The 23,340-nt window shown below is 69.9% G+C and carries 18 protein-coding genes and 1 tRNA gene; 9 read left to right on the top strand and 10 right to left on the bottom strand.

What is annotated here, in order from left to right; translation table 11 throughout:
* Positions 1-161: 161 nt before the first annotated feature.
* A complete protein-coding gene (locus ACFWEE_RS01155; RefSeq protein ID WP_386885263.1) occupies positions 162-3,458 on the bottom strand; it encodes a glycoside hydrolase family 3 C-terminal domain-containing protein in 3,297 nt (1,098 codons plus the stop codon).
* 502 nt (positions 3,459-3,960) lie between these two features.
* Between ACFWEE_RS01155 and ACFWEE_RS01160 the strand changes: the two genes are divergently transcribed.
* Positions 3,961-5,124 (top strand): ROK family protein, encoded by a 1,164-nt coding sequence (locus tag ACFWEE_RS01160; RefSeq protein WP_386885265.1) that lies wholly within the window; start codon positions 3,961-3,963, stop codon positions 5,122-5,124.
* 123 nt (positions 5,125-5,247) lie between these two features.
* Here the strand turns inward: ACFWEE_RS01160 and ACFWEE_RS01165 are convergent, their stop codons facing one another.
* A complete protein-coding gene (locus tag ACFWEE_RS01165) occupies positions 5,248-6,579 on the bottom strand; it encodes a PP2C family protein-serine/threonine phosphatase (protein WP_386885266.1) in 1,332 nt (443 codons plus the stop codon).
* Between the two features lie 338 nt (positions 6,580-6,917).
* Positions 6,918-7,628, bottom strand: a complete 711-nt coding sequence (locus ACFWEE_RS01170) for a DUF5324 family protein (protein ID WP_386885422.1) — start codon at positions 7,626-7,628, stop codon at positions 6,918-6,920.
* A 329-nt stretch (positions 7,629-7,957) separates the two neighbouring features.
* On the opposite strand from ACFWEE_RS01170, the gene ACFWEE_RS01175 reads away from it, so the two are divergent.
* Positions 7,958-8,485, top strand: a complete 528-nt coding sequence (locus tag ACFWEE_RS01175; RefSeq protein ID WP_386885268.1) for a peptidylprolyl isomerase — start codon at positions 7,958-7,960, stop codon at positions 8,483-8,485.
* 179 nt (positions 8,486-8,664) lie between these two features.
* On the top strand, positions 8,665-9,573 hold the full coding sequence (locus ACFWEE_RS01180) for a rhomboid family intramembrane serine protease (RefSeq protein ID WP_386885270.1): 909 nt from the start codon (positions 8,665-8,667) through the stop codon (positions 9,571-9,573).
* Between the two features lie 429 nt (positions 9,574-10,002).
* Here the strand turns inward: ACFWEE_RS01180 and crgA are convergent, their stop codons facing one another.
* Positions 10,003-10,257: a cell division protein CrgA gene (gene crgA / locus ACFWEE_RS01185; protein ID WP_327176833.1), complete on the bottom strand. Its 255-nt coding sequence runs from the start codon at positions 10,255-10,257 to the stop codon at positions 10,003-10,005.
* A gap of 137 nt (positions 10,258-10,394) precedes the next feature.
* On the opposite strand from crgA, the gene ACFWEE_RS01190 reads away from it, so the two are divergent.
* The 5 genes from ACFWEE_RS01190 (at position 10,395) to ACFWEE_RS01210 (ending at position 14,381) form a co-directional block, all read left to right on the top strand.
* Positions 10,395-11,162, top strand: coding sequence for a DUF881 domain-containing protein (locus ACFWEE_RS01190; protein ID WP_386885271.1), 768 nt, complete (start codon positions 10,395-10,397; stop codon positions 11,160-11,162).
* 118 nt (positions 11,163-11,280) lie between these two features.
* On the top strand, positions 11,281-11,466 hold the full coding sequence (locus ACFWEE_RS01195) for a hypothetical protein (RefSeq protein WP_386885273.1): 186 nt from the start codon (positions 11,281-11,283) through the stop codon (positions 11,464-11,466).
* Positions 11,463-12,101: an aminodeoxychorismate/anthranilate synthase component II gene (locus tag ACFWEE_RS01200; RefSeq protein WP_386885275.1), complete on the top strand. Its 639-nt coding sequence runs from the start codon at positions 11,463-11,465 to the stop codon at positions 12,099-12,101. The genes ACFWEE_RS01195 and ACFWEE_RS01200 overlap by 4 nt, the downstream gene beginning before the upstream one ends.
* Positions 12,098-13,579, top strand: coding sequence for a class E sortase (locus ACFWEE_RS01205; RefSeq protein WP_386885277.1), 1,482 nt, complete (start codon positions 12,098-12,100; stop codon positions 13,577-13,579). Before ACFWEE_RS01200 ends, ACFWEE_RS01205 begins: the two co-directional genes overlap by 4 nt.
* 61 nt (positions 13,580-13,640) lie before the next feature.
* A complete protein-coding gene (locus ACFWEE_RS01210; protein ID WP_386885278.1) occupies positions 13,641-14,381 on the top strand; it encodes a class E sortase in 741 nt (246 codons plus the stop codon).
* A gap of 190 nt (positions 14,382-14,571) precedes the next feature.
* Here ACFWEE_RS01210 and pknB read toward each other — a convergent pair whose 3' ends face one another.
* From pknB to ACFWEE_RS01240, 6 genes are all read right to left on the bottom strand, one after another.
* Positions 14,572-16,563 carry a Stk1 family PASTA domain-containing Ser/Thr kinase gene (gene pknB / locus ACFWEE_RS01215; RefSeq protein ID WP_386885280.1) on the bottom strand — a complete coding sequence of 664 codons (1,992 nt, stop codon included), beginning with the start codon at positions 16,561-16,563 and terminating at the stop codon, positions 14,572-14,574.
* Between the two features lie 188 nt (positions 16,564-16,751).
* Complete coding sequence (locus ACFWEE_RS01220; protein ID WP_386885281.1) at positions 16,752-18,206, bottom strand: peptidoglycan D,D-transpeptidase FtsI family protein; 1,455 nt, start codon at positions 18,204-18,206, stop codon at positions 16,752-16,754.
* A complete protein-coding gene (locus ACFWEE_RS01225) occupies positions 18,203-19,612 on the bottom strand; it encodes an FtsW/RodA/SpoVE family cell cycle protein (RefSeq protein ID WP_386885283.1) in 1,410 nt (469 codons plus the stop codon). Before ACFWEE_RS01225 ends, ACFWEE_RS01220 begins: the two co-directional genes overlap by 4 nt.
* Before the next feature lie 23 nt (positions 19,613-19,635).
* The gene (locus tag ACFWEE_RS01230; RefSeq protein WP_386885424.1) at positions 19,636-21,120 is read right to left on the bottom strand and encodes a Stp1/IreP family PP2C-type Ser/Thr phosphatase; all 1,485 of its coding nucleotides are present in this window, start codon (positions 21,118-21,120) and stop codon (positions 19,636-19,638) included.
* A gap of 132 nt (positions 21,121-21,252) precedes the next feature.
* Positions 21,253-21,768: an FHA domain-containing protein gene (locus ACFWEE_RS01235; protein WP_386885285.1), complete on the bottom strand. Its 516-nt coding sequence runs from the start codon at positions 21,766-21,768 to the stop codon at positions 21,253-21,255.
* A gap of 10 nt (positions 21,769-21,778) precedes the next feature.
* Positions 21,779-22,693 carry an FhaA domain-containing protein gene (locus ACFWEE_RS01240; RefSeq protein WP_386885287.1) on the bottom strand — a complete coding sequence of 305 codons (915 nt, stop codon included), beginning with the start codon at positions 22,691-22,693 and terminating at the stop codon, positions 21,779-21,781.
* Positions 22,694-23,007: 314 nt separating this feature from the next.
* On the opposite strand from ACFWEE_RS01240, the gene ACFWEE_RS01245 reads away from it, so the two are divergent.
* Positions 23,008-23,090: transfer RNA gene (locus ACFWEE_RS01245), tRNA-Leu, on the top strand.
* Positions 23,091-23,340: the final 250 nt, after the last annotated feature.

A 23,340-nucleotide genomic window follows, 5' to 3' on the forward strand; every position in this document is an offset into this window, starting at 1 on the left:
TGCCGCTCGCCGCGCCTGTGTGCCCGTACGCCCGAGCGCCCCCGACCTGCGGTGAGCAGGTCGGGGGCGCTCGGGGGAGGTGTGGTGCCGGGTGGGCGGCGGCAGCACCGGCTGGGGCTCCGCCGCCCGGGATCAGGGTCCCGGTGGGATCAGGGTGCCGTTCAGTGGCCCTTGCCGTGGCCCTTGTCGTTCTTGTCGTCGTGGCCCTTGCCGTCCGAGCCGTGGCTGTCGCCGTGGCCCTTGCCGTCGGAGCCGTGGCTGCTGCCGGAGGAGGCCTTGGAGACCTTGCCCAGGGTCGCGGTGACCGCGGGCTCCAGGTTCTTGAACTGCGAGGTGTACGGGCCGACCTTGATGCCCTTCACGCCGTTCAGGCCGGCGAGCTCCTCGAACGCCGAGCTCTGCGAGGCGGTGGTGAGGACGCGGATCGCGCTGCGCTGGAGGTCGCCGAGGCGCAGCGGGTAGCCCTGGGCGGGGTAGTCGCCCTTGATCGCGACGGTGTAGGCGACCACCGGGCTGCTGTCGTCACCGGCGGTGGCGTGCTGGACGTTCGTCAGGCTGATAGCGGCCTTCTGGGCGGCGGTCAGCCCGGCGGCGCTCGGGTCGAGCAGGGCGGCGACCGCCTGGTACGCGGCGTCGACCGAGGCGTACTTCGCGTTCGCGGTGAACACCTGGTTGTTGTAGGCGTCCCGGACGGTCTCGCCCGACAGCGGGGTCTTCGACAGGTCGGTCTTGGCGTCGACGGTGGTGCTCAGGGTCGTGCCACCGGTGGCCGACGGCGTGAAGCCGCCGAACTGCCAGGTGTAGGAGGTGCGGGTGGTGGTCACGGTCCGGTTGTACACGGGCAGGCCCGTGATGTCGGTGGTCGGCGCCACCTGCTTGATGGCGTTGACGACCTCGGCCGGGTTGCCACCGGGCTCGATGAGGTCGTTGCCGGCGTACATCGAGGTCAGCGAGCCGTGGCTGCCGCCCCAGTCCGACATGACCGTGCCCTTGTAGCCCCACTCGCCGCGCAGCAGGTCGGTGAGCAGGTCGTAGTTGCTCGCCGTCCAGGTGCCGTTGATCTTGTTGTAGGAGCTCATCACCGACATCGGCTGGGCGGCCTTGACGGCGATCTCGAAGCCCTTGAGCTCGATCTCGCGCAGCGTGCGCTCGCCGATCACCGAGTTGCTGGTGGTGCGGTTGGTCTCCTGCGAGTTCTCGGCGAAGTGCTTGATCGTCACACCGACGCCGGGGATGGACTGGACGCCCTCGGTGGTGGCCGCGGCGGTCAGGCCGGAGACCAGCGGGTCCTCGGAGTAGTACTCGAAGTTGCGGCCGTTGAGCGGGTCGCGGTGGATGTTCATGCCCGGCGCGAGCCAGAGCTGGACACCGTACTCCTGCATCTCCTCACCGACGGCCGTACCGACCTCGGCGACGAGGCCGCGGTCCCAGCTCTGGGCGAGCAGGGTGCCGACGGGCCAGGCGGTGCCGAACTGGTAGGTGGCGGTGTCGCCCGTGCCGATCTGCTGGGTGAGGCGGAGGCCGGCGGGGCCGTCCGACAGCGCCATGCCCGGGATGCCGAGCTTCTCGTAGTTCGGCGTGGTGTAACCGGCGGCGCCCTTGGCGGTGAGCGTGGTGCCCGCGGCGCTGGAGCCCTCGACGATGTCGGCGAGCTGGGAGACGCTCAGGCCGGCGACGAACTGCTCCATGGTCGCCTTGCCCTTGGCGACGTCGTACAGCGTGGTCGCCGTGTTCGTGGAGACGTGCTTGACCTGCTCACCGGTCTTCGGGGCGTACGCCGAGCCGGTGCCCTCCCAGTTCTTGTTCTTCGGGTCGAGGTAGACCGTGGTGGAGGAGATCTTGTCGCCGTCGAGGGCGTAGTACGGGGAGGAGGAGTCGACCGACACGTTCTGCTGGTACGGCGACGCCTTCTTCTCCGTGCGGAACGAGGACGGGTTCAGCGTGATCCGGCCGGCCCGCGCGATCTCCGACTTCTCGCCCGGGTAGGTGTAGAAGTCCGCCGTGGAGCTGGTGAGCTCGGAGGCGGGCTTCTGGTCGTTCAGTTCGGTGTGGTCCTGCTCGGTGACGACGGACTTCGCGAGGTTCAGGCGGGCCGCGACGTGCGTGTTCCGGGAGGAGTTGCCGACGCGCACCACGTAGTCGCCGGCGTCCAGGACGTAGGCCGCGCGGGACTCGTCGTAGGCGGCGAGCGAGGTGGTGTCGAAGCTGATCGTCACCGTCTGGGACTGGCCGGGGGCGAGGTCGTCGGTCTTCGCGTAGCCGGTGAGCTGCTGGTACGCCTTGTCGAGCCCGGTCTGCGGGGCCGACACGTAGACCTGGACGACCTCCTTGCCGGAGTAGGTGCGGCCGGTGTTGGTGACCTTGGCGGTGACCTTCACGGTCTTGGCGTCGGCCTTGACCTGCTGCGCCTCGATGTCGAAGTCGGTGTACGACTGGCCGTAGCCGAACTCGTAGTTGACGACGCTCGCCGGGTCGGCGGGGTTGATCTTCTTGTAGAGCGAGTCGAAGTAGCGGTAGCCGACGTAGATGCCCTCGGTGTACTGCTCCGTCAGCGGGTCGTTGTCGTTCTTGCCGAACGTGGCGGACGCCGGGTAGTACGAGTACTGCGAGGCCCAGGTGTCGGTGAGCTTGCCGGACGGGGTGACGGTGCCGTTGAGCACCTCGGCGAGGGCGGCGCCGCTCTCCTGGCCGGCCTGGCTCATCAGCAGCAGCGCGTCGAGCGCCTGGCCGCCGGGAGCGTTCTTGACCTCGCTGTTGATCTCCTGGAAGAACGACGTGTCGACGATGCCACCGGTGTTGAGCACCACGACGACGCGCTTGTACGTCTGGCCGAGCAGCTTCAGGTTGGCGCGCTCGACGTCGCTGAGCTGGTAGTCGCCCTTGCCGAAGGTGCGGTCCGAGCCTTCGCCGGAGTTCCGCGCGAGGACGAAGACCGCGGTGTCGGTGGCGGCCGAGGGCGCCACGTTGGCGGCGGTCAGCGGCTGCTCGACGGAGGAGTAGTCGACGGCGGTCCCGAAGATGCTGCCCGTCGCGCTCGCGGGGTACTTGGTGTCGTAGGCCTGGGTCATCGCGGACCAGTAGGCGTCGCTCGTGGTGACCTTGTAGCCGGCGTCGGTCAGGCCCTGGCGGGCGGAGATCGTGTACCGGTTGTTTACGGCGCCCGAACCCGTACCGCCCTTGACGGTCTTGTAGGCGCCGACGCCGAAGAGCGCGACGTTGCCCTTCTTGGCGATCGGGAGCGCGTGGTCGTGGTTTTCGAGGAGGACCATGCCCTGGGTGGCGGCTTCCCGCGACAGCGCCGCGTTCTTCAGCTCCAGCGCGGCGGGGTTGGGGTCGGAGGTGGCCGCGGTCGCCGCGGGGACTCCGGTGAAGACGATGCCGGCGACGACCGCGGTCGCGGCGGCTATCGCAAGGGCCTTGCCCCGGCGGGCACCTCTGGGCAGACGTGTGGTGTGCATGTCAGTAAGTCCTCTCTCAACCGCATTGTCCAGATAGGAGGTTCATGCCGGACGGGCAAACCTCCAGCCCGGAGGTCTGCGGAAGGATCGTCCGCTCGGCGTGAGCTGAGCTGACCCTAAGAGCGACTTTTTCTGTGGTCAATGGCAAAAACATCGTGAGTTTCGCGAGCTTTTCGACTCTTAATTGGTCGAATGAAGGAGAGGGCTCTCCGGCGGTCGGACACCGTGACAGAGGGCGAACTGCCTGCTATAAGGGCACGTCAGAAGGGTTGTTGAGAGCTATCCGGTCCCGGAACCGGTTCCGGAGGCGCCCGTTGGAGAGGGTGCCGAACCACTCCGCACAAAACTTCACGCACCGCGAACCCGGTTCACAGGTTGTCGGCACGGCGCTCCCGGGTGATTCCCGCGGAGGGCTACTCGCCTACGGGAAGCGGTGGTTGAGGGTGAACGGAAGCCGTCGCACACCCGCCTCGTACGGGAGGCCCGACCTTAGGATCTGCGCATGCCTCAGACGCCAGCAGGCTCTTCGCCCCGGGACCGGACCCGCGAGGACGTCTTCCGGCACATCCAGTCGGCGGGCCATCTGACCCGCGCCCGGATCGTCGAACTCAGCGGACTGTCCCGGAGCACCGTCAACCACGCGGTGACCCGGCTGCTCGCCGACGAACGCGTCACCGAGACACAGGCCGAGGGCGGCGGACCCGGTTCCGGAAGCGGACGGCCGGCGGCGGTGCTCCGCGTCGTACCCCGCCACGGGGAAGCCCCGGTGGCGGCCATCGACTTCGGCCACAACCACATCAACGTCGCCCTGGGCGACTCCCTCGGCCGCCCCGTCGCTGAGGACCGGGTGGAACTCGACGTCGACCTGCGGGCCGTCGAGGCGATCGACCGTGCGGCGGGCATGCTCGACCGACTGCGAGGCTCGTTCGGGAGCGCCCGGCTCGGTGCCGTCGTCGCGGGTGTACCGGGCCCGCTCGACACCGGATCAGGGCTGGTCCGCTCCCCCACCATCCTGTCGAGCTGGGTGGGGCTCGCTCCCCGCAAGGAGCTCGAAGACCGCCTCGGGGTACCGGTGCACGCCGAGAACGACGCCCTCCTCGGCGCCTACGGAGAACTGCACCTCGGCGTCGGCCGCTGCTACAGCGACTTTCTCTACGTCAAGGTGTCGCACGGCATCGGGGCGGGGATCGTCGTCGGCGGGGTGCCGTACCGGGGATCGCAGGGGTACGCGGGCGAGATCGGGCACACCCAGCTGCCGGGGCACACCGAGATGTGCCGCTGCGGCAACCGGGGCTGCCTGGAGACAGTGGTGTCGGTGTCCGCGCTCGCGGCGCAGATCGCCCACACTCACCCCGGAGTGGCGTCCGGCCCGCGCTTCCTGCCGCAGGTCGACGACCCGGTGACCGACCGCATCCTGGACGGGGCGGGCCGGACGCTCGGCGGCGTACTCGCCGCGTTCTGCAACCTCCTCAACCCGTCGGCGCTGATCGTGGGCGGGGAGCTGGGCGCCTCCACCGGGGCGCTCGTCGACGGCATCACCACGGCGATCCGCCAGCACGCCCAGCCCGCCATCGCGACCGGGCTGGACATCCTCCCCGCCGGGCTCGGCACCCGCGCCGAGCTGCTGGGTGCCCTCCGGCTCGCCACCACGCTCGTCCCGCACTGAGCGACTGGGCACCTGGCGCGTGGGCACCTGGCGACTGGGCGACCGAGCGACTGGGCCTCTGAGCCACCGACGGGTGCCGACGGCCGGGCGGTCTGCCGGTCTGGTGGTCTGCCGGTCTGGTGGTCAGCCGGGTGGTTCGGCGGAGCCTTGGCGGCCGGGCAGAGCCGTGGCGGTCGAGGAGATCTCCGTCCACCGGGCGAGGGACACCAACGGCTGGACCTCACCCGGTGCCGGAGGCGCCATGCGGACGGCGAAGATCGTGGTGTCGTCCTGGAGCCGTCCGTAGACGTGCCGCAGCATCCGGTCCCGTACGGCCCTGACCAGGCGGTACGGCGACTCGGCGAGCTGCGGGTCCTCGGCCACGGCGGCCTCCAGCGCCTCGGCCAGTGGGAAGAAGGCACCCGCCCTGTCGCGGGCCTCGGTCACCCCGTCCGTGGTGAGCAGCAGGGTCTCGTCCCCTTCGAGGCGTATCCGGTGCGGTGCCGCCGCCCGCTCCGACGCCGGGGCCAGCTCGTTGAGGCCGAGCGGGAGCCTGCCGCTGCAGGCATCCAGCAGGCGTACCCCGCGCGCGCTGACCGCGAAGGGCGGATCGTGCCCGAAGTTGATGACGTCGACGTACCCGCCCGCGGAACCGGGCGGCGGGAAGTCCAGCAGGACGGCGGTGGCGAACCGGTCGCCGTCCTTGTAGCCCATGGCCTGCTCGTAGAGCCGGTTGCGCTCCATCCGGACTTCCATGCGCTCGCCCACCACCCGGAGGTCGGGTTGGTGGAACCCGGCCTCCCGGAAGGTGCCCAGCAGGTTGGCGGCCACCGCCACGGCCCCGAGGCCTTTGCCCTGGACGTCACCGAGCAGTGCGCGGGTGCCCCAAGGGCTCGGCTGGATGTCGTAGAAGTCGCCGCCGAGCCGGGCTTCCGCGTCGGCGGGCAGGTAGATGTGCGCGTGCAGCAGCCCGCCCCAGCTGGGCGGGAGCGGCCGGATCACGGTGGCCCGGGTGGTGTCCGCGACGTTCCGGACGGAGAGCGAGCGCCGCTCGCCCCGGCGCCGGAGCCAGGCGGCGGCGATAGCGAGCAGTCCGCCCATGGAGACGAGGATGAAGTCGGGCAGCCCCGCACGGTACTGGTGGTCCCACGCCTGGTCGATCACGGCGTACGCGGCCACGGCGGCGACCGCGAACAGGGCGGTCGTGCCGACCGGGCAGAGGGCTGCGGCCATGACGGGTACCACCACGAGCCAGGACAGCACCCGGAAGTCGCCCGAGGTGTTCCAGTCGGCGAAGCAGACGACGAGGAGCAGGACGAGCGGCAACAGCCAGCCGAGTCGGCGCCGCGGCCGTCCGAGGATCACCAGCAGTGCCCGGTCCAGCCAGGGCAGCCGTCGGAGGAGCCCGCTTCCGTGGGGAGCGGGTACCTGGTCGGACCCCGGCGGTGAGGAGCGCGGGGAGGGACGGGAGGCCACCTGGCCAGCGAATCACGGTCTCCGGTGCCACGCATCCGCGCGTCCCGAGGACGGTTTCCGGAGCCGGCCTCAGCGGACGGCTCCAGGGACGGCTTGAGGGACGGCTTCCGCGGACGACTGAGGGGCGTCGGACGACGTCGCGGTCGCCCGACGCCCCTCAGTGGTGGGGACGCGGTGGAGTCGGTGCGTGGTGCGTGGTGGGCGGACACGGCTGTTTCACGTGAAACAGCTGTCGCACTCGAAGCGAGTTTCACCCCGCAGCGAGTTTCACCCCACAGCGGGGCTCCACCGGAAGCGCCGTTTCACGTGAAACATGGCAGGTCTGGTCCTGTCCGCCCTCAGGGGCGGTCGCCGCGGTTCTTCCCGCTCGGGTCACCGGCATCGGCGTCCGTCTGCTTGGCCCTGACCTCGGGGTCCAGGTCGGTGCCGTCGACCGAGGTCAGCGGCGCTCCGGGGGAGCCGACCGCCGTGGGCTCGGACGGCTCCACCAGCCAGTCCGGGTTGGCCTGCCGGTCCCACCAGCGCCAAGCGGCGCAGGCGCCACCGGCGACCAGCGAGAAGATGAGGAATCCCTTGACGAACCGGCCGGTCTTCGCCCGGCGCGCGTTCTTCCTGGCGAGCCGGTTGATGTCCTGCGCGGTGACCTGACCGCGCAGGGCGGCCAGGGCCGCCGCGCTGCGTACCTGGGCTTCCCCGGCGACCGGCGCGGCAGCTGCCACCGCGTACTCGAAGCGGGGCACGGTGTACCCGGCCGCGTTCTTGGCCGCCTTGCGGGTGTGCACGGCGGCGAGCCGGGCGGCGTCGTCGACCTTCGGGGGGACGTGGGCGCGGGCCTGGTCGAGACGGGGCGCGACGTGCGCGACGTACTGCACGCGGGCCTGCTGTGCGGCGGCCGACACCTTGGGCGCGAGGCGCACGCGGGCCTCGTTGGCGTAGTGCGCGGCCTGGATCTTGGCTGTGTCGGCGTAAGGCGCCACCACTTCCGCGGCGTGCTGCGCGCTTTCCTTTGCCGAGTCGGTTGCGGCGCGCACGCTGTCGATGCGGGTCACGGGATCCTCCTCCTTGGTGGCGGGTAGGTACTCCGCCTGTCCGCCCATGCCGAAATCATGCCTGCGGGGCTTCTACGGGGCATGCGGGGCGGGCATCCGGGTCATGGGACATATACGGTCAAACCGAATCATGGAGTGCGTGGACGACGATGCCACGGTTCGGGTGGAGGCGCGCCGTACGGGGACCTGCCCGGCCGGGTGTGTCCCGGTGAAGCCGCCCGGACGGGGCACGGGGAGAAGCGCCTCCGCAGCCGCCGCGCGGAGAGAGCCCGTCGTGCGAGGATCGGGGAGCTTTTCCGCGCAGACCGAGGATTGATGGAAGGCAGACCGTGGCCGAGCAGCTGTACGCCACCCTGAGGACCAGCCAGGGTGACATCGAGATCCGGCTTCTGCCGAACCACGCCCCCAGGACCGTGCGGAACTTTGTCGACCTCGCGACCGGTGCCCGTGAGTGGATCCATCCGGCGACGGGCACCCGGTCGGCCGGCCGGCTCTACGACGGCACCGTCTTCCACCGGGTCCTGGAGAACTTCATGATCCAGGGCGGCGATCCGCTGGGGAACGGGACCGGCGGCCCGGGGTACGAGTTCGCGGACGAGTTCCACCCCGACCTCGCGTTCACCCGGCCGTATCTGCTGGCCATGGCGAACGCCGGGCCGGGGACGAACGGGTCCCAGTTCTTCGTGACCGTCTCGCCGACCGCCTGGCTCACCGGCAAGCACACGATCTTCGGAGAGGTTCCCGGCGCGGCCTGCCGCAAGGTCGTGGACACCATCGCGTCGCTCCCGGCGAACCCGCGGACGAACCGTCCGTACCAGGACGTCGTGCTGGAGTCCGTCCTGGTCGAGCACCGTTGACCCGTTGACCCGTTGACCCGTTGACCCGTTGACCCGTTGACCCGGCGGCCCGGCGGCCCGGTGCCCGCGCGTGATGTTCCGCGCGGGGAACCATCGGGACCGATGGTCCGTACGGTTACATAACGGACCAGGACTGGCAGCGACAGGACTGGCAGCGACAGGACCGAGGGGTCGGGACGATGGACCAGCAGCAGCCTCCGGCAGACCGCGACCCGTCCGGAGAGGGCGGGGCGACGCGGTTCTGCTACCGCCATCCGGACCGCGGGACCGGGATCAGCTGCACCCGCTGCGACCGGCCGATCTGCAGCGAGTGCATGATCAGCGCCTCCGTGGGCTTCCACTGCCCCGAGTGCGTACGGAGCGGAGGCGGTACGGGCCACCACCCGGCGGCCTCCCGGCCCCGCACGCTCACCGGCGGGGCGGTGGCGGCCGACCCCCACCTGGTCACGAAGATCCTGCTCGCGATCAACGTGGCGGTCTTCGCCGCCGTGTGGCTGACCGGCCGGTCGTGGCTGGTCCAGGACCTGATGCTGATCGGCCGCGCCTGGGATCCCCAGCCGTTCCCGGGAGGCTGGACCGGTGTGGCCGAGGGGCAGTGGTACCGGCTGCTCACCTCGATGTTCCTCCACGAGGAGCTGCTGCACATCGCCTTCAACATGCTGGGGCTGTGGTGGCTCGGCGGGCCGTTGGAGGCCGCGCTCGGCCGGGTCCGCTTCCTCGCGCTCTATCTGCTCTCGGGGCTGGCGGGCAGCGCGCTCACCTACTGGATCAGCGCGCAGAACCAGGGCTCGCTGGGGGCCTCCGGGGCGGTCTTCGGTCTGCTGGGTGCCACCGTCGTGCTCATGCGGCGGATGAACTACGACCTGCGGCCGGTCCTCGTCATCCTGGCGCTGAACGTGCTCTTCAGCCTGCGGTCGGGCATCGCGTGGCAGGCCCACCTCGGAGGTCTGGTCGCCGGCACGCTCATCGCCGTCGCCCTGGTGCACGCACCGCGCGCACGACGGAACGCGGTGCAGTTCGGGGCCTGTGCGCTGGTGCTCGCGGTGACCGTTGTGATCGTTTTTGCTCGTACTGCCGCGCTGACCTGACTGGTTCTGTCCACTCCGAGAGCGGAGTTATCCACAGAATGACATCGCGGGGCGACGGAGTGTGGGGTACGCGTGTTCGCCTTGTCGCTGAACAGGGTCTTCTTGCCCGGGGTGGTCGCTACAGCCTCCCTGGATGAGGGAGGCTGTAGTCACACCGGCGTCAACTTCGACGTAGGTTATCCACAGATCGTCTGACCTTTTCCCCCGCCTGTGGATAACTCTGTGGGTAACTTCAGGGCAGGGGTTCAGAGCAGGGTCAGGACGAGGCTTCAGGACAGCAGGAGCAAGGCACCCGGAAGGCCGGCCGGACTCCGCGCGCGCACGGGTTCCGCCGGTATCTCGGGCGAAGCTGTCCTTCGGGGTCGGACAGTTGTCGCGCATGCCGCGGGGAGGAGGCGGCAGGAGCGGAGGGGCAGCCGGGTCAGCGGGCTACTTCCACTGGGTGGAGACGGCGAAGCCGCCGCCGATGAGCCCGAAGCCGACCACGATGTTCCAGTTGTGGAGCGCCTCGATGGGGAGCGAGCCGTCGGTCACGTAGAACAGGACGATCCAGGCCAGACCGATGAGGAAGAGCCCCAGCATCACCGGAGCGATCCAGCCGCGGTTTCCCAGCTTGATGGTGGTCGCCTGGTTCGCCGCGAGGGGCGTGAAACCGGCCTTCTTGCGGATACGTGACTTCGGCACGAGGAACGCTCCTGTCGATGCGCTGCGTGACCGCGCAGTGATCTTTGGCTGGCGCCCGAGGGCGCTGGGGGGAAGCTGCCTCCCCCGGGCGTCCGTTAGCGTAGTGCTTCCATGGCGCCTGATGAGATAAGGGTACGTTGAGCAATCTCGCGGACTCTCCCGAAGAGGCGGCCCGGCGCACTTCGAAGCGACCGGTCCGGTTGCTCACCGCTGCCGTCTTCGCACTCGCCGGTCTGATCTTCGTCACCAGCGCGAACACGGCCAAGGGCACCAACATCCGCAGCGACTCCTCCCTGCTCAAGCTCTCCGACCTCATCGGCGAGCGGAGCGACAAGAACGGGGTGCTGACCGACTCGAACGCGGCCGTGCGCGCGCAGATCGACGCGCTCGTCCAGCGCGACGACGGCAGCACCGAGGCGGAGGACGCCCGCCGCAAGGCGCTGGAGGAGTCGGCCGGGACCACCGCGATCACCGGGAAGTCCGTCAGCGTGACGCTCGACGACGCCCCGCCCGACGCCACCGCGAACCCCGGATACCCGGAGCCGCAGCCCAACGACCTGGTGATCCACCAGCAGGACCTGCAGGCCGTCGTCAACGCGCTGTGGGACGGCGGTGCCCGGGGCATCCAGGTCATGGACCAGCGGCTCATCTCCACCAGCGCCGTCCGCTGCGTGGGCAACACCCTGATCCTCCAGGGCCGCGTCTACTCCCCGCCGTACAAGGTCACCGCCGTGGGCGACCCCGACGAGCTCCGCAAGGCGCTGGACGCCTCCACGGCCCTGCAGAACTACCAGCTGTACGTGAAGGCCTACGGCCTCGGCTGGAAGCTCGACGAGGACGACAGGGCGACCCTGCCCGCGTACGCCGGAACGATCGACCTCCACTACGCGAAGCCGGTCGGGTAGCGGCGGCACGAGCCGTTCCGGACGGCGTGCTTCCTCCCGCCCGCCGCGGCTTTCCACAGCTGCCCCCCGCCCGGGCCACCGACCTTTAGTCTGGTCCCGAACCGAATGGAGGGGCAGCATGTACGGCTGGATCTGGCGGCATCTGCCGGGCAACGCGTGGGTGCGGGGAATCATCTCGCTCGCGCTCGTCCTGGCGGTCGTCTACGCACTGTTCCAGTACGTCTTCCCCTGGGCGGAGCCGCTGCTCCCGTTCGGTGACGTGACGGTGGACGGCCAGAGCGCCGGAGCGGAGACAGGGCAGTGAGCGCACGCATTCTGGTCGTGGACAACTACGACAGCTTCGTTTTCAACCTCGTGCAGTACCTCTACCAGCTCGGCGCCGAGTGCGAGGTGCTCCGCAACGACGAGGTCACCACCGCCCACGCCCAGGACGGCTTCGACGGCGTCCTGCTCTCGCCCGGCCCCGGTGCACCCGAACAGGCCGGTGTCTGCATCGACATGGTGCGCCACTGCGCGGCCACGGGCGTTCCGGTCTTCGGCGTCTGCCTCGGCATGCAGGCGATGGCCGTGGCGTACGGCGGAGTGGTGGACCGGGCCCCCGAACTGCTGCACGGGAAGACGTCGCCGGTGACCCACGACGGACAGGGCGTCTTCGCCGGACTGCCGTCCCCCTTCACCGCCACCCGCTACCACTCGCTGGCCGCCGAACCCACCGCGCTCCCGCCCGAGCTGGAGGTCACCGCGCGGACCGCCGACGGCATCGTCATGGGGCTGCGCCACCGCGATCTGCCGGTCGAGGGCGTGCAGTTCCACCCCGAGTCGGTGCTCACCGAGCACGGCCACCTGATGCTGGCCAACTGGCTCGTCCGGTGCGGCGACGCGGGCGCGGTCGGCAGATCCGCGGGGCTCATGCCGGTGGTGGGCAAGGCCGTCGCGTGACCGCACTCCGTCCCGAGCACGACGCCGGTCAGGAGTACCCGCCGAGGCGCGGGACGGGCGGTTCGTTCGAGGACGCGGTGGGCCGGCTGGCGGATCCGCTGAACGACCCGCTGCCGGGCGGCTACGCCCCGCCCCCGGCCCGCCACGCGGCGGACGGCCCGGTGGAGAGCGCGCCGGGCAGCCCGCCCGCCGAACGCCCGCCCGCGGGCGGGCGCGTCGTGGAGGGCGTGGTCGTGGAGAGCTCCCTCAGAGCCCGTACGGGGCGGCCACGGCCACCGCAGCAGCCCGTGCGGCCCCAGGAGTACCAGAACCCCCAACAGGCCCCGTACGGGCCGCAGGAGGGCCTCCGGCGGCCCGGTGAGCCGAGTGAGTGGTACGACCCCGAGGGCTACCGCCGCGACTGGTACGGCGGCCAGGACCCGCGGACGCCCGCGCCCGGACCGGCCGGGCCCACCGTCTCGGGCCTCGGTACGCGCGCCGGTGTCTTCGCGGACGAGGCGGCGACCACCGTCCTCCCCCCGCTGGACCCGTCCGACCCCGCCCAGCTCCCGCCGCACGACGAGACCGTGGCCCTGCGGACGGTGCGTCCCGCCCGCGCGGAGGGGCCCGGGACCAGCGCCTCCCACGCCACCCCCGCCCCGGGGGGACGGGCGGAGCGGCGCAAGGCGGCCAAGGCGGGCGGCCGTCGCCGGACGTCGCAGCCGGCGCCGTCCGGGGAAGACGGCCCCGGCGCCGGACCGGGGGGCGCGGGGCCCGCCCGGCCGATGTCGCGGGTGGAGGCTCGCAGGGCGGCCCGCGCGGCCAAGGACAGCCCGGCGGTCGTGGCCAGCCGCGTCGTCGGTGAACTCTTCATCTCGCTCGGCGTGTTGATGCTGCTGTTCGTCGCGTACCAGCTCTGGTGGACCAACGTCCGGGCCGACCAGATCGCCGGCCGGGAGACCCACAAGATCCAGGACCAGTGGGCGGCGGGCGAACGGGACCCCGGGGTCTTCGAGCCCGGTCAGGGCTTCGCCATCATCCACATTCCCAAGCTCGACATCGTCGCGCCCATCGCCGAGGGCACCAGCAAGGAGAAGGTGCTCGACCGGGGCATGGTCGGCCACTACGGCGAGGGCTCTCTGAAGACCGCGATGCCCTCGGACCCCCAGGGCAACTTCGCGTTGGCCGGTCACCGCAACACCCATGGTGAGCCGTTCCGTTACATCAACAAGCTGGGTCCGGGCGACAAGGTCGTGGTCGAGACCCAGGACGCGTACTACACGTACGAGATGACGAAGACGCTCCCGCAGACCTCGCCGTCCAACGTGTCGGTGATCAGTCCGGTGCCTCCGGGGTCGGGATTCACGGGGCCCGGCCGCTACATCACCCTGACGACCTGTACGCCGGAATTCACCAGTACCTACCGCCTGATCGTGTGGGGCAAGATGGTCGACGAGCGGCCTCGGAGCAAGGGCAAGCCCGACGCGCTCCTGGACTGACGACAGTGCGCTCGCGGGCGGACCCCGGCGGCGGACAACCCCACGACAAGGGACGGTTGCGGTGGTAACGAGGACCGAGCACGAGGCGCGGGCCGACGAACCCGCTCCGCCCCTCGCGGCGGAGCCGGTCCGGCGAAACGCGGTCGCGGCGGCCGTCAGCGTCCTCGGTGAACTCCTCATCACCGCGGGACTGGTGCTCGGTCTCTTCGTCGTGTACTCGCTGTGGTGGACGAACGTGGTCGCCGACCACGAGGCCGCGAAGCAGGGCCACGCCGTCCGCGACGGCTGGCAGGCGGCCGGCGGACCGGGTGCGCTGGACACAGAGGGCGGCATCGGCTTCCTGCACGTACCCGCCATGAAGAACGGTGAGGTGCTGGTCAGGAAGGGCACCGACACCACGGTCCTCAACGACGGCGTGGCCGGGTACTACACCGACCCGATCCCGGCCGCGCTCCCGTCGGCGGCCCGGGGGAACTTCACGCTCGCCGCGCACCGGGACGGCCACGGCGCGAAGTTCCACAACATCGACAAGGTGCGCACCGGTGACGCGATCGTCTTCGAGACGCAGGACACCTGGTACGTGTACAAGGTGTTCAAGACGCTCCCGGAGACCTCGAAGTACAACGTCGACGTGCTCCAGCAGGTGCCGAAGGAGGCCGGTGTCACCAAGCCGGGCCGCTACATCACCCTGACGACCTGCACCCCGGTCTACACCTCGAAGTACCGCTACATCGTCTGGGGCGAGCTGCAGCGTACGGAGAAGGTCGACAGCGACCGCACGCCCCCGGCCGAACTGCGCTGACCGCAGAGGACCTTGGAGGACCACAGAGGACCACAGAGGACCGCAGGACCGCAGGCGACCGCGCCGGTCGCGGGCGGGGTGAGCACCGGTCCGGCGTGTCACCCGTAGAACAGATGAAGGGGCCCGGACCACCGTGAGGTGGTCCGGGCCCCTTCATCGTGGTGCGCGAGGGAGGCGCGCCGGGGCGGGATCAGCCGAAGAGGCCGTTTCCGCCGGGCCCGTTTCCGCCGCCCATCGTCTTCACGTTGACCGCACTGCCCTTGTCGACCTGCTGGCCGGTGCCCGGGTCCGTGTTGATCACCATGGTGTTGTCGTCGGACGAGCCGTCGACGCTCCCGAGCACCAGCCCGTTCTGGGCGAGCAGCGCCTTGGCGTTGCCCAGGGTCTGGCCCTTCAGCTCCGGGACGGCCACCTTCTCGGGCTGCGGCGGTCCCTTGGAGACCTTCAGCACGATCTGGACGTCCTTGGCCTGCTCGGTGCCGGCCGCCGGGGACTGCTCGACCACGGTGCCCGCCGGGGCCGTCGAGTCGGTCTCCGCCTGCGAGACGTTGGTGAACCCGAGGCCGTTCAACTGGCTCTGGGCCTGCTCGAACGTACGGCCCGACGTCGAGACGTCCGGCATCGAGATGAGCTTCTCCTTGGCGACGGTGATCGTCACCTCGGACTCCTTCTCGGCCTCGGAGCCGCCCTCGGGGCTCTGCTTGGTGACCGTGTCCGGCGTCGCGTCGGACTCCTCGGTCTCCACCTTGACGGTGAAGCCCTTGTCCTCAAGGGCCTTGCGGGCGTTGTCCTCGGACTTCTCCGTGACGTCCGGGACCTCGACCTTGGGCGCGCCGGAGGAGACGTGGACCGTGACGGTGTCGTGCTTCTGCAGCTCACCGCCGGAGGGGTCCTGGTCGCAGATCTTGCCCTTCTCCTGGTCCTCGCAGGGCTTCTCGTCGCCGACCTTGAGGATCAGTTCGGAGTTGTCCGCGAGCCGTTGGGCCTCCGTGACCGTCGATCCGACCATGTTCGGTACGGGGACCGAACCGGTCTCCTCGTTGTCGGAGAAGACGGTGCGGCCGATCAGGATGGCGCCGATCAGGACGAGGACGCCGCCCAGGACGAGGAGGATCGTCGAGGTGTTGCTCTTCTTCTGGTTCTGGCGCCGCCGGCCGGGGCGGTCGTCGTAGCCGTAGCCGCCGTCGTCCGGGTTGAGCGGCGGCATCATCGACGTCTGCGGGCCGCCACCGCCGTCCGCGGCGCGCAGGGCGGTGGTGGGCTGGTCGCCGCCGTAGCCGCCGTCGTAACCGCCGTAGCCCCCGTACCCCGCGGCGCCCATGGCGGCAGCCGCGGCGACGGGACGGCCGTCGAGGCAGGCCTCGATGTCGGCGCGCATCTCGTCGGCGGACTGGTAGCGGTAGTCGGGGTCCTTGGTGAGCGCCTTCAGCACGATCGCGTCCATCTCGGGCGTGATCTCGGGGTCGAAGTTGCTCGGCGGCTGGGGTTCCTCGCGGACGTGCTGGTAGGCCACCGCGACGGGCGAGTCCCCGATGAAGGGCGGCCGTACCGCGAGCAGTTCGTACAGCAGACAGCCGGTGGAGTACAGGTCGGAGCGGGCGTCGACCTGCTCGCCCTTGGCCTGCTCCGGCGAGAGGTACTGGGCGGTGCCGATGACCGCGGCGGTCTGAGTCATCGTCATGCCGGAGTCACCCATCGCACGGGCGATGCCGAAGTCCATGACCTTGACCTGGCCGGTGCGCGTCAGCATGACGTTGGCCGGCTTGATGTCGCGGTGCACGATCTGGGCGCGGTGCGAGTACTCCAGCGCCTGGAGGATGCCGACCGTCATCTCCAGGGTGCGCTCGGGCAGCAGTCTGCGGCCGGAGTGCAGGAGTTCCCGGAGCGTGGAGCCGTCCACGTACTCCATCACGATGTACGGGATCGAGACCCCGTCCACGTAGTCCTCGCCGGTGTCGTAGACGGCGACGATCGCGGGGTGGTTGAGCGAGGCCGCGGACTGGGCCTCTCGGCGGAACCGGGCCTGGAAGGACGGGTCGCGGGCCAGGTCGGCCCGGAGCGTCTTCACGGCTACGGTGCGGCCGAGCCGGGTGTCGTGCGCGAGGTAGACCTCGGCCATGCCACCACGGCCGAGCACCGAGCCCAGCTCGTACCGGCCGCCGAGGCGACGCGGCTCTTCCATCACTGTTCCAGCCCTCTCCGTCAGTCCCGACCGCACCCGTGTGTGGTCCGGCGGTGCGCTGTTCGCGCATACGCTACCGGGCACGCGCGACGCGTTCGGCCCACACCCGTCAGCCGATATCCGACCGGTATCCCGATGTCCGGTATGACGGTCGGGCCTCAAAGCCTTGTCCGGGGCCGTCCCGACCCCTACTTGCTGTCGATGACCGCCTTCATGATGGCCTTCGCGATCGGGGCGGCCAGACCACCACCGGAGATGTTCTCCCGGTTGGCCTTGCTGTCCGCGACGACGACCGCGACGGCGACCGGGGTTCCCTTGTCGGTCTTCGCGTACGAGATGAACCAGGCGTACGGCTTCTTGCTGTTGTTCAGGCCGTTCTCGGCGGTGCCGGTCTTGCCGCCGACGGTGACGCCGTCGATCTTGGCGGAGGTTCCCGTGCCCTTCTCGACGACGGTCTCCATCATCTGCTGGATCTTCTGGGCGTTCTCCGCCGAGACGGGACGGCTCATCTCCTTCGGCTCGGCCGTGTCGATGGTGTCCGTGTTCGGCGCCTGGCGGGAGGCGACCATGTACGGCTGCATGAGCTTGCCGTCGTTGGCGATGGCCGAGGCCACCATGGCCATCTGGAGCGGGGTGGCGCGGTTGGACGCCTGGCCGATGCCCGCCATGGCGCTCTGCGACGGGATGTCCTCGGGGAAGACGCTCTTGTCGGCGCGGACCGGGGTGAAGATCTCCTGGTTGAAGCCGAACTTGTCGGCTTCCTCGATCATCTTCTTGTTGCCGAGGTCGGCGCTGATCTTGCCGAAGACCGTGTTGCAGGACCAGCGCAGCGCCTCCCGGAGCGTGGCGTTCTCACAGGGGATGTTGCCCTCGTTCGGGAGCGGCACCGAGGTCTGCGGGAGCGTCCAGGGGAGCGGGGAGTCGGTCGGGTCGTCGATGTCGTCGTAGAGCCCGTTCTCCAGGGCGGCGGCAGCGGTGACGATCTTGAACGTGGAGCCCGGCGGGTAGGTCTCGCGCAGGGCCCGGTTGAGCATGGGCTCGTCCTTGTCCGCGAGGAGCTTCGCGCGGGCCTCGGAGTCCTTGTCGGAGTTGCCGGCGAAGACCGAGGGGTCGTACGACGGCGTGCTGGCCAGGGCCAGGATCGCGCCGGTCTCCGGGTCGAGCGCGACGGCCGCGCCCTTCTGGTCGCCGAGCCCCTCGAAGGCGGCCTTCTGCGCGGCCCCGTTGAGCGTGGTGACGACGTTGCCGCCCTTCTTCTGCTCCCCGGTGAACATCGACAGGGTGCGGTTGAAGAAGAGCTGGTCGTCGTTGCCGGTGAGGATGCCGTCCTCCAGGTTCTCCAGCTGCGTCGAGTCGAACGCCTGCGAGGAGTACCCGGTGACGGGGGCCCACATGGGCCCGTCCTTCCAGACCCGCTTGTACTTGAAGTCGCTGCCGTCCGTCTCGACGGAGCCGGTGATGGCCTTGCCGTCGACGATGATGTCGCCGCGCTCGTGGGCGTACCGCTCGATGCGGACGCGGCGGTTCTCGTCGCGCGAGTTCAGTTCGTCGGCGCGGACGTACTGGAGGTAGTTCGTACGGACCAGCAGGGCCAGGATGAGGACCCCGCAGAAGATCGCGATCCGGCGCAGGGGCTTGTTCACGGACGGACCACCTGAGTCATCTCGGCGTCGGGCGAAGGGGCGGGGGCGGGCGCCGGGCGGCGCGCGGTGTCGCTGATCCTGATGAGGACGGCGATCAGCGCCCAGTTGGCGAGCACGGACGAACCGCCGTACGCCAGGAACGGCATCGTCATACCGCTGAGCGGGATGAGGCCCATCACACCGCCGGCGACGACGAAGACCTGGATGGCGAAGGCGCCGGAGAGGCCGACCGCCAGGAGCTTGCCGAACGGGTCGCGGGCGGCGAGCGCCGTACGGATGCCGCGCTCGACGATGAGGCCGTAGACCAGCAGGACCGCCATCATCCCGGCCAGCCCGAGCTCCTCGCCGACGGTGGAGAGGATGAAGTCGGCGTTGGCGGCGAACATGATCAGGTCCGAGTGGCCCTGGCCGAGGCCGGAGCCGAGGGTGCCGCCGGAGCCGAACGACATCAGGGACTGGGCGATCTGGTCGCTCTGCGCCAGCGTCTTCTCGGCGAACGGGTCCATCCAGGCGTTCACGCGCTGCTGGACGTGCGGCTCGAAGGTCGCGACACCGACCGCGCCCGCCGCGGACATCAGCAGGCCGAAGACGATCCAGCTGGTCCGCTCGGTCGCCACGTAGAGCATGACGATGAAGAGGCCGAAGAAGAGCAGGGACGTACCGAGGTCGGTCTCGAAGACCAGGATCAGGATCGACAGCGCCCAGATCGTCAGGATCGGGCCGAGGTCACGGCCGCGGGGGAGGTACATCCCCATGAAGCGGCGGCTCGCCAGGGCCAGCGCGTCGCGCTTCACCATGAGGTAGCCGGAGAAGAAGATCGCGATGAAGATCTTCGCGAACTCCCCGGGCTGGATGGAGAGCGGACCCAGGCTGATCCAGATCTTCGCGCCGTTCACCGCGGGGAAGAAGATCGGCAGGATCAGCAGCACCATCGCCACGGCCATCGAGATGTACGTGTAGCGCTGGAGGACGCGGTGGTCCTTGAGAACCATCAGCACGGCCACGAAGAAGGCGACGCCGATCGCCGAGTACAGCAGCTGCTTGGGAGCGTCCGGGCTGTACGCCCCGTAGAGCTGCTCCGCGCGCTGGATCAGCCGCTGCGACTGGTCGAGGCGCCAGATCAGCACCAGCCCCAGGCCGTTGAGCAGCGTTGCCAGCGGCAGCAGCAACGGGTCGGCGTAGGGCGCGAACCTGCGCACCACGAGGTGGGCGACGCCGCCGAGCAGGACGAGCCCGGCGCCGTAGCCGAGCATGCCGGACGGCAGCTTGCCGTCGATGGCGAGTCCGACGTTGGCGTACGCGAACACCGAGATGGCGATGGCGAACACCATCATCATCAGCTCGGTGTTGCGGCGGCTCGGTGCGTCGATCGCGCCGATGGTGGTCGTGTTGGTGACAACGCTCATGGTGCTGTGGGCCCCCTACGGCCTTACTGCTTACCGCACTGCGGGACCAGCTTCTGCTCTTCCTCCGAGAGGCTGGGGCCGGGAGTGGGGGTCGCTGCGGTCGGCTTCGTCTCCTTGGCGGTCTCCTTGTCGGAGCCCGCCTCGGAGGTCTTGTCGGCGGAAGCGGCGTTGCTCTCCGCGGCCTGCTTCTCGGCCGCTCGGCGCTGAGCGTCCTTCTTGCAGGCGCTGGCCAGGGTCGACAGCTGGTCGACCTTCTTGCGGGCGTCGCTGAGGTTGCCCTCGGCGATCGTCTCCTCGACCTGCTTGCGCTGGTACGGCGGCAGGTACTTGAGTTCGATCTCCGGGTGGTCCTTCTCGACCTTCGAGAGCGAGACCCAGCCGAGGTCCTGGCTGATGCCGCGGAACAGGGCGACGTTTTCGTTCTGCGCGCCCACGTAGAACTGCGTCTGCGTCCAGCGGTAGCCGCCGTACAGGCCGCCGCCGACGATCGCCAGGGCGAGCACGCAGTACAGCGAGCGCTTGAGCCACCTGCGCCCGCCGGGCTTGACGAAGTCGTCCTCGGTGTACGAGTCGAAGGAGCCGTGCGGGCCGTCGCCGTAACCGGCGTCGCCGCTGCCGGGAGGGCCGAAACCGCCGGCCGGGGGCGGCACGGAGCGGCCGAGGCCGGCCGCGCGTCCGGCCGGGGTGTGCATGGCCCCGCCGTCGCTGAGCTGCGCTTGGTTCTCCGCGACCGCGCCGACGATCACCGGGGTGTCGTTGAGGTGGCCGGCCAGGGTGTCGTTGCTGTCGACGTCCAGGACGTCGGCGACGATGCAGGTGATGTTGTCCGGTCCGCCGCCGCGCAGGGCGAGCTGGATGAGCTCCTGGATGGTCTCCTGGGGGCCCTGGTAGCTGGCGAGCGTCTCTTCCATCGTCTGGTGCGAGACGACCCCGGAGAGGCCGTCGGAGCAGATGAGGTAGCGGTCGCCGGCCCGGACCTCGCGGATGGAGAGGTCGGGTTCGACGTGGTCGCCACTGCCCAGGGCGCGCATCAGCAGGGAGCGCTGCGGGTGGGTGGTGGCCTCCTCCTCGGTGATCCGGCCCTCGTCCACCAGCCGCTGCACCCAGGTGTGGTCCTGGGTGATCTGGGTCAGGAGGCCGTCGCGCAGCAGGTACGCGCGGGAGTCGCCGACGTGCACCAGGCCGAGGCGCTGGCCGGTCCAGAGCAGGGCGGTGAGCGTGGTGCCCATGCCCTCCAGCTGGGGGTCCTCCTCGACCATGACGCGGAGCTGGTCGTTGGCACGCTGCACGGCGGTGCCGAGCGACGTGAGGATGTCCGAACCGGGGACGTCGTCGTCGAGCTGGACGAGCGTGGAGATCACCTCGGAGCTGGCGACCTCACCGGCGGCCTGGCCGCCCATGCCGTCGGCGATCGCGAGGAGGCGGGGACCGGCGTAGCCGGAGTCCTCGTTGCCCTCCCGGATCATGCCCTTGTGCGATCCGGCGGCGAAACGCAGGGACAGACTCATGCGCACCTCGCCCGTCGGTTCGGGGTACAGCCGGTCCTGTCGAGCCACACTGCCCACCCTCCGGTCGGGAACCCGGCCGCGTCCTTCGTCAGGACCGCCGCGGCTCGCTCGCTCCGCTCGCTCATTGTCGTACTACTTCCGCAGCTCGATGACGGTCTTGCCGATACGGATCGGCGCACCCAGCGGAACAGGCGTCGGGGTGGTGAGACGGGTCCGGTCGAGATACGTGCCGTTGGTGGACCCGAGATCCTCGACGATCCACTGGCCGTCCCGGTCGGGGTAGATCCTGGCATGCCGGCTGGACGCGTAGTCGTCGTCCAGCACGATCGTCGAATCGTGGGCCCGGCCCAGCGTGATGGTCTGGCCCTGGAGCGCGACCGTGGTGCCGGTGAGGGAGCCTTCGGAGACGATCAGCTTGGTGGGTGCGCCGCGGCGCTGACGCGCCGGCTGCTGGCGCTGCTGCGGTGGTGCCGCCGCCTGTTGGCGGGCCTGCTGCGGACGCGTTTCGGTGCCCGTGCGGCGTGAGCCGCGCTGGGTGACGCGCGTTCCGAACAGATCGCTGCGGATGACCTGTACGGCCACGATCACGAACAGCCACAGAACGGCCAGGAAACCTAGCCGCATGACCGTCAGGGTCAGCTCTGACATTGCCCCCGCTTCACCCTTCGGCTTGCCGGTAAACGATGGTGGTACTGCCCACGACGATCCGCGAGCCGTCGCGGAGCGTAGCGCGGGTGGTGTGCTGCCCGTCCACCACGATGCCGTTGGTGGACCCGAGATCCTGGATCGTCGAGGGCGTTCCGGTCCGGATCTCACAGTGCCGGCGCGATACGCCGGGGTCGTCGATCCGCACGTCGGCTTCGGTGCTGCGTCCCAGCACCAGCGTCGGGCGGGAGATCTGATGGCGGGTGCCGTTGATTTCGATCCAGCGCCTGACCTGTGTCTCCGGCAGGGGGCCGGAGGGCACGGGCGGTCGGCGCCGGTCGTTCGCGGGGCCCGCTCCGCGTCCGCCCGGCGGCGGGGCCGCGGGCATCGGAGGGGCGGCGGCGGGCGGGTAGCCGTAGCCGCCGGGGGGCTGCTGCCCCTGCGGGGCGGCGGGCCTGCCCGGTGCCTGGCGCTGGGCGCCGTAGGGGTCGGGGCGTCCGCCGTAGGGCTGGTCGGGCCTGCCCTGAGGGCCGGCGGGGTCCTGCTGCGACGTACTGGAGGCGAGGGTGCGGCTGCGGACGCGGTAGAGGCCCGTGTCCAGGTCCTCGGCCTTCTCCAGGTGGACCTTGATCGGTCCCATGAAGGTGTAGCGCTGCTGCTTCGCGTAATCCCGTACGAGTCCGGACAGCTCGTCGCCGAGCTGACCGGAGTACGGGCTGAGCCGCTCGTAGTCGGGAGCGCTCAGTTCGACGATGAAGTCGTTGGGGACGACGGTCCGCTCGCGGTTCCAGATCGTCGCGTTGTTGTCGCACTCACGCTGGAGCGCACCCGCGATCTCGACCGGCTGGACCTCGGACTTGAAGACCTTGGCGAAGGTGCCGTTGACCAGACCTTCGAGACGCTGCTCGAAACGCTTCATGACTCCCATGGGGCACCTCCTCCGGTGTCATCGTCCCTGTACTGCTTACTGATCGTATCCACGCCCGGGGAAAACGGCTGGTTCCCCTTGTCTGCACGGTGGACGAGTGTCCCCCCTCACACGGATCGTAGAGGTGGCCACATCACAGTGTCCCGCACACGGGGTGCACTCGGCAGGAGTGGGGAGAGGGTTCCGCGTTCCCGCTTCCCGCTCGGGAGTCCTCGAAACAACGGATGTGAATCCTCCCCGCTCAGCGTGCTAATCTTCCGTTGTCGCCAGGGAGAAGCGCCGAAACGGCGGGACGAACTGGAAGCACCACTCTTGCGCGAGTGGCGGAACGGCAGACGCGCTGGCTTCAGGTGCCAGTGTCCTTAGGGACGTGGGGGTTCAAATCCCCCCTCGCGCACAACGAGTAGCTGGAAACAGCTGCTGGGTTGGTTCGACAGAACCCCCGCACCGGAGAGATCCGGTGCGGGGGTTCTTCGTTGTGTGCGGTGCGATTTCTGGTCCGCGGTGGGCGGGTCGCCGGAGGGTGGGTGCGGCCGGGGCTGTGCCGTGTTTCACGTGAAACATCGAAGGGGCCGTCTTCTCCGGCGGCGGTTTTACTCGCTCTTTGGCCTGTTCAGCGACTTCTCCACAGTCTGGGGCGGTAGTTG

This window comes from Streptomyces sp. NPDC060184 (assembly GCF_042728795.1).
In the GTDB taxonomy this organism is placed as follows: Bacteria; Actinomycetota; Actinomycetes; order Streptomycetales; family Streptomycetaceae; genus Streptomyces.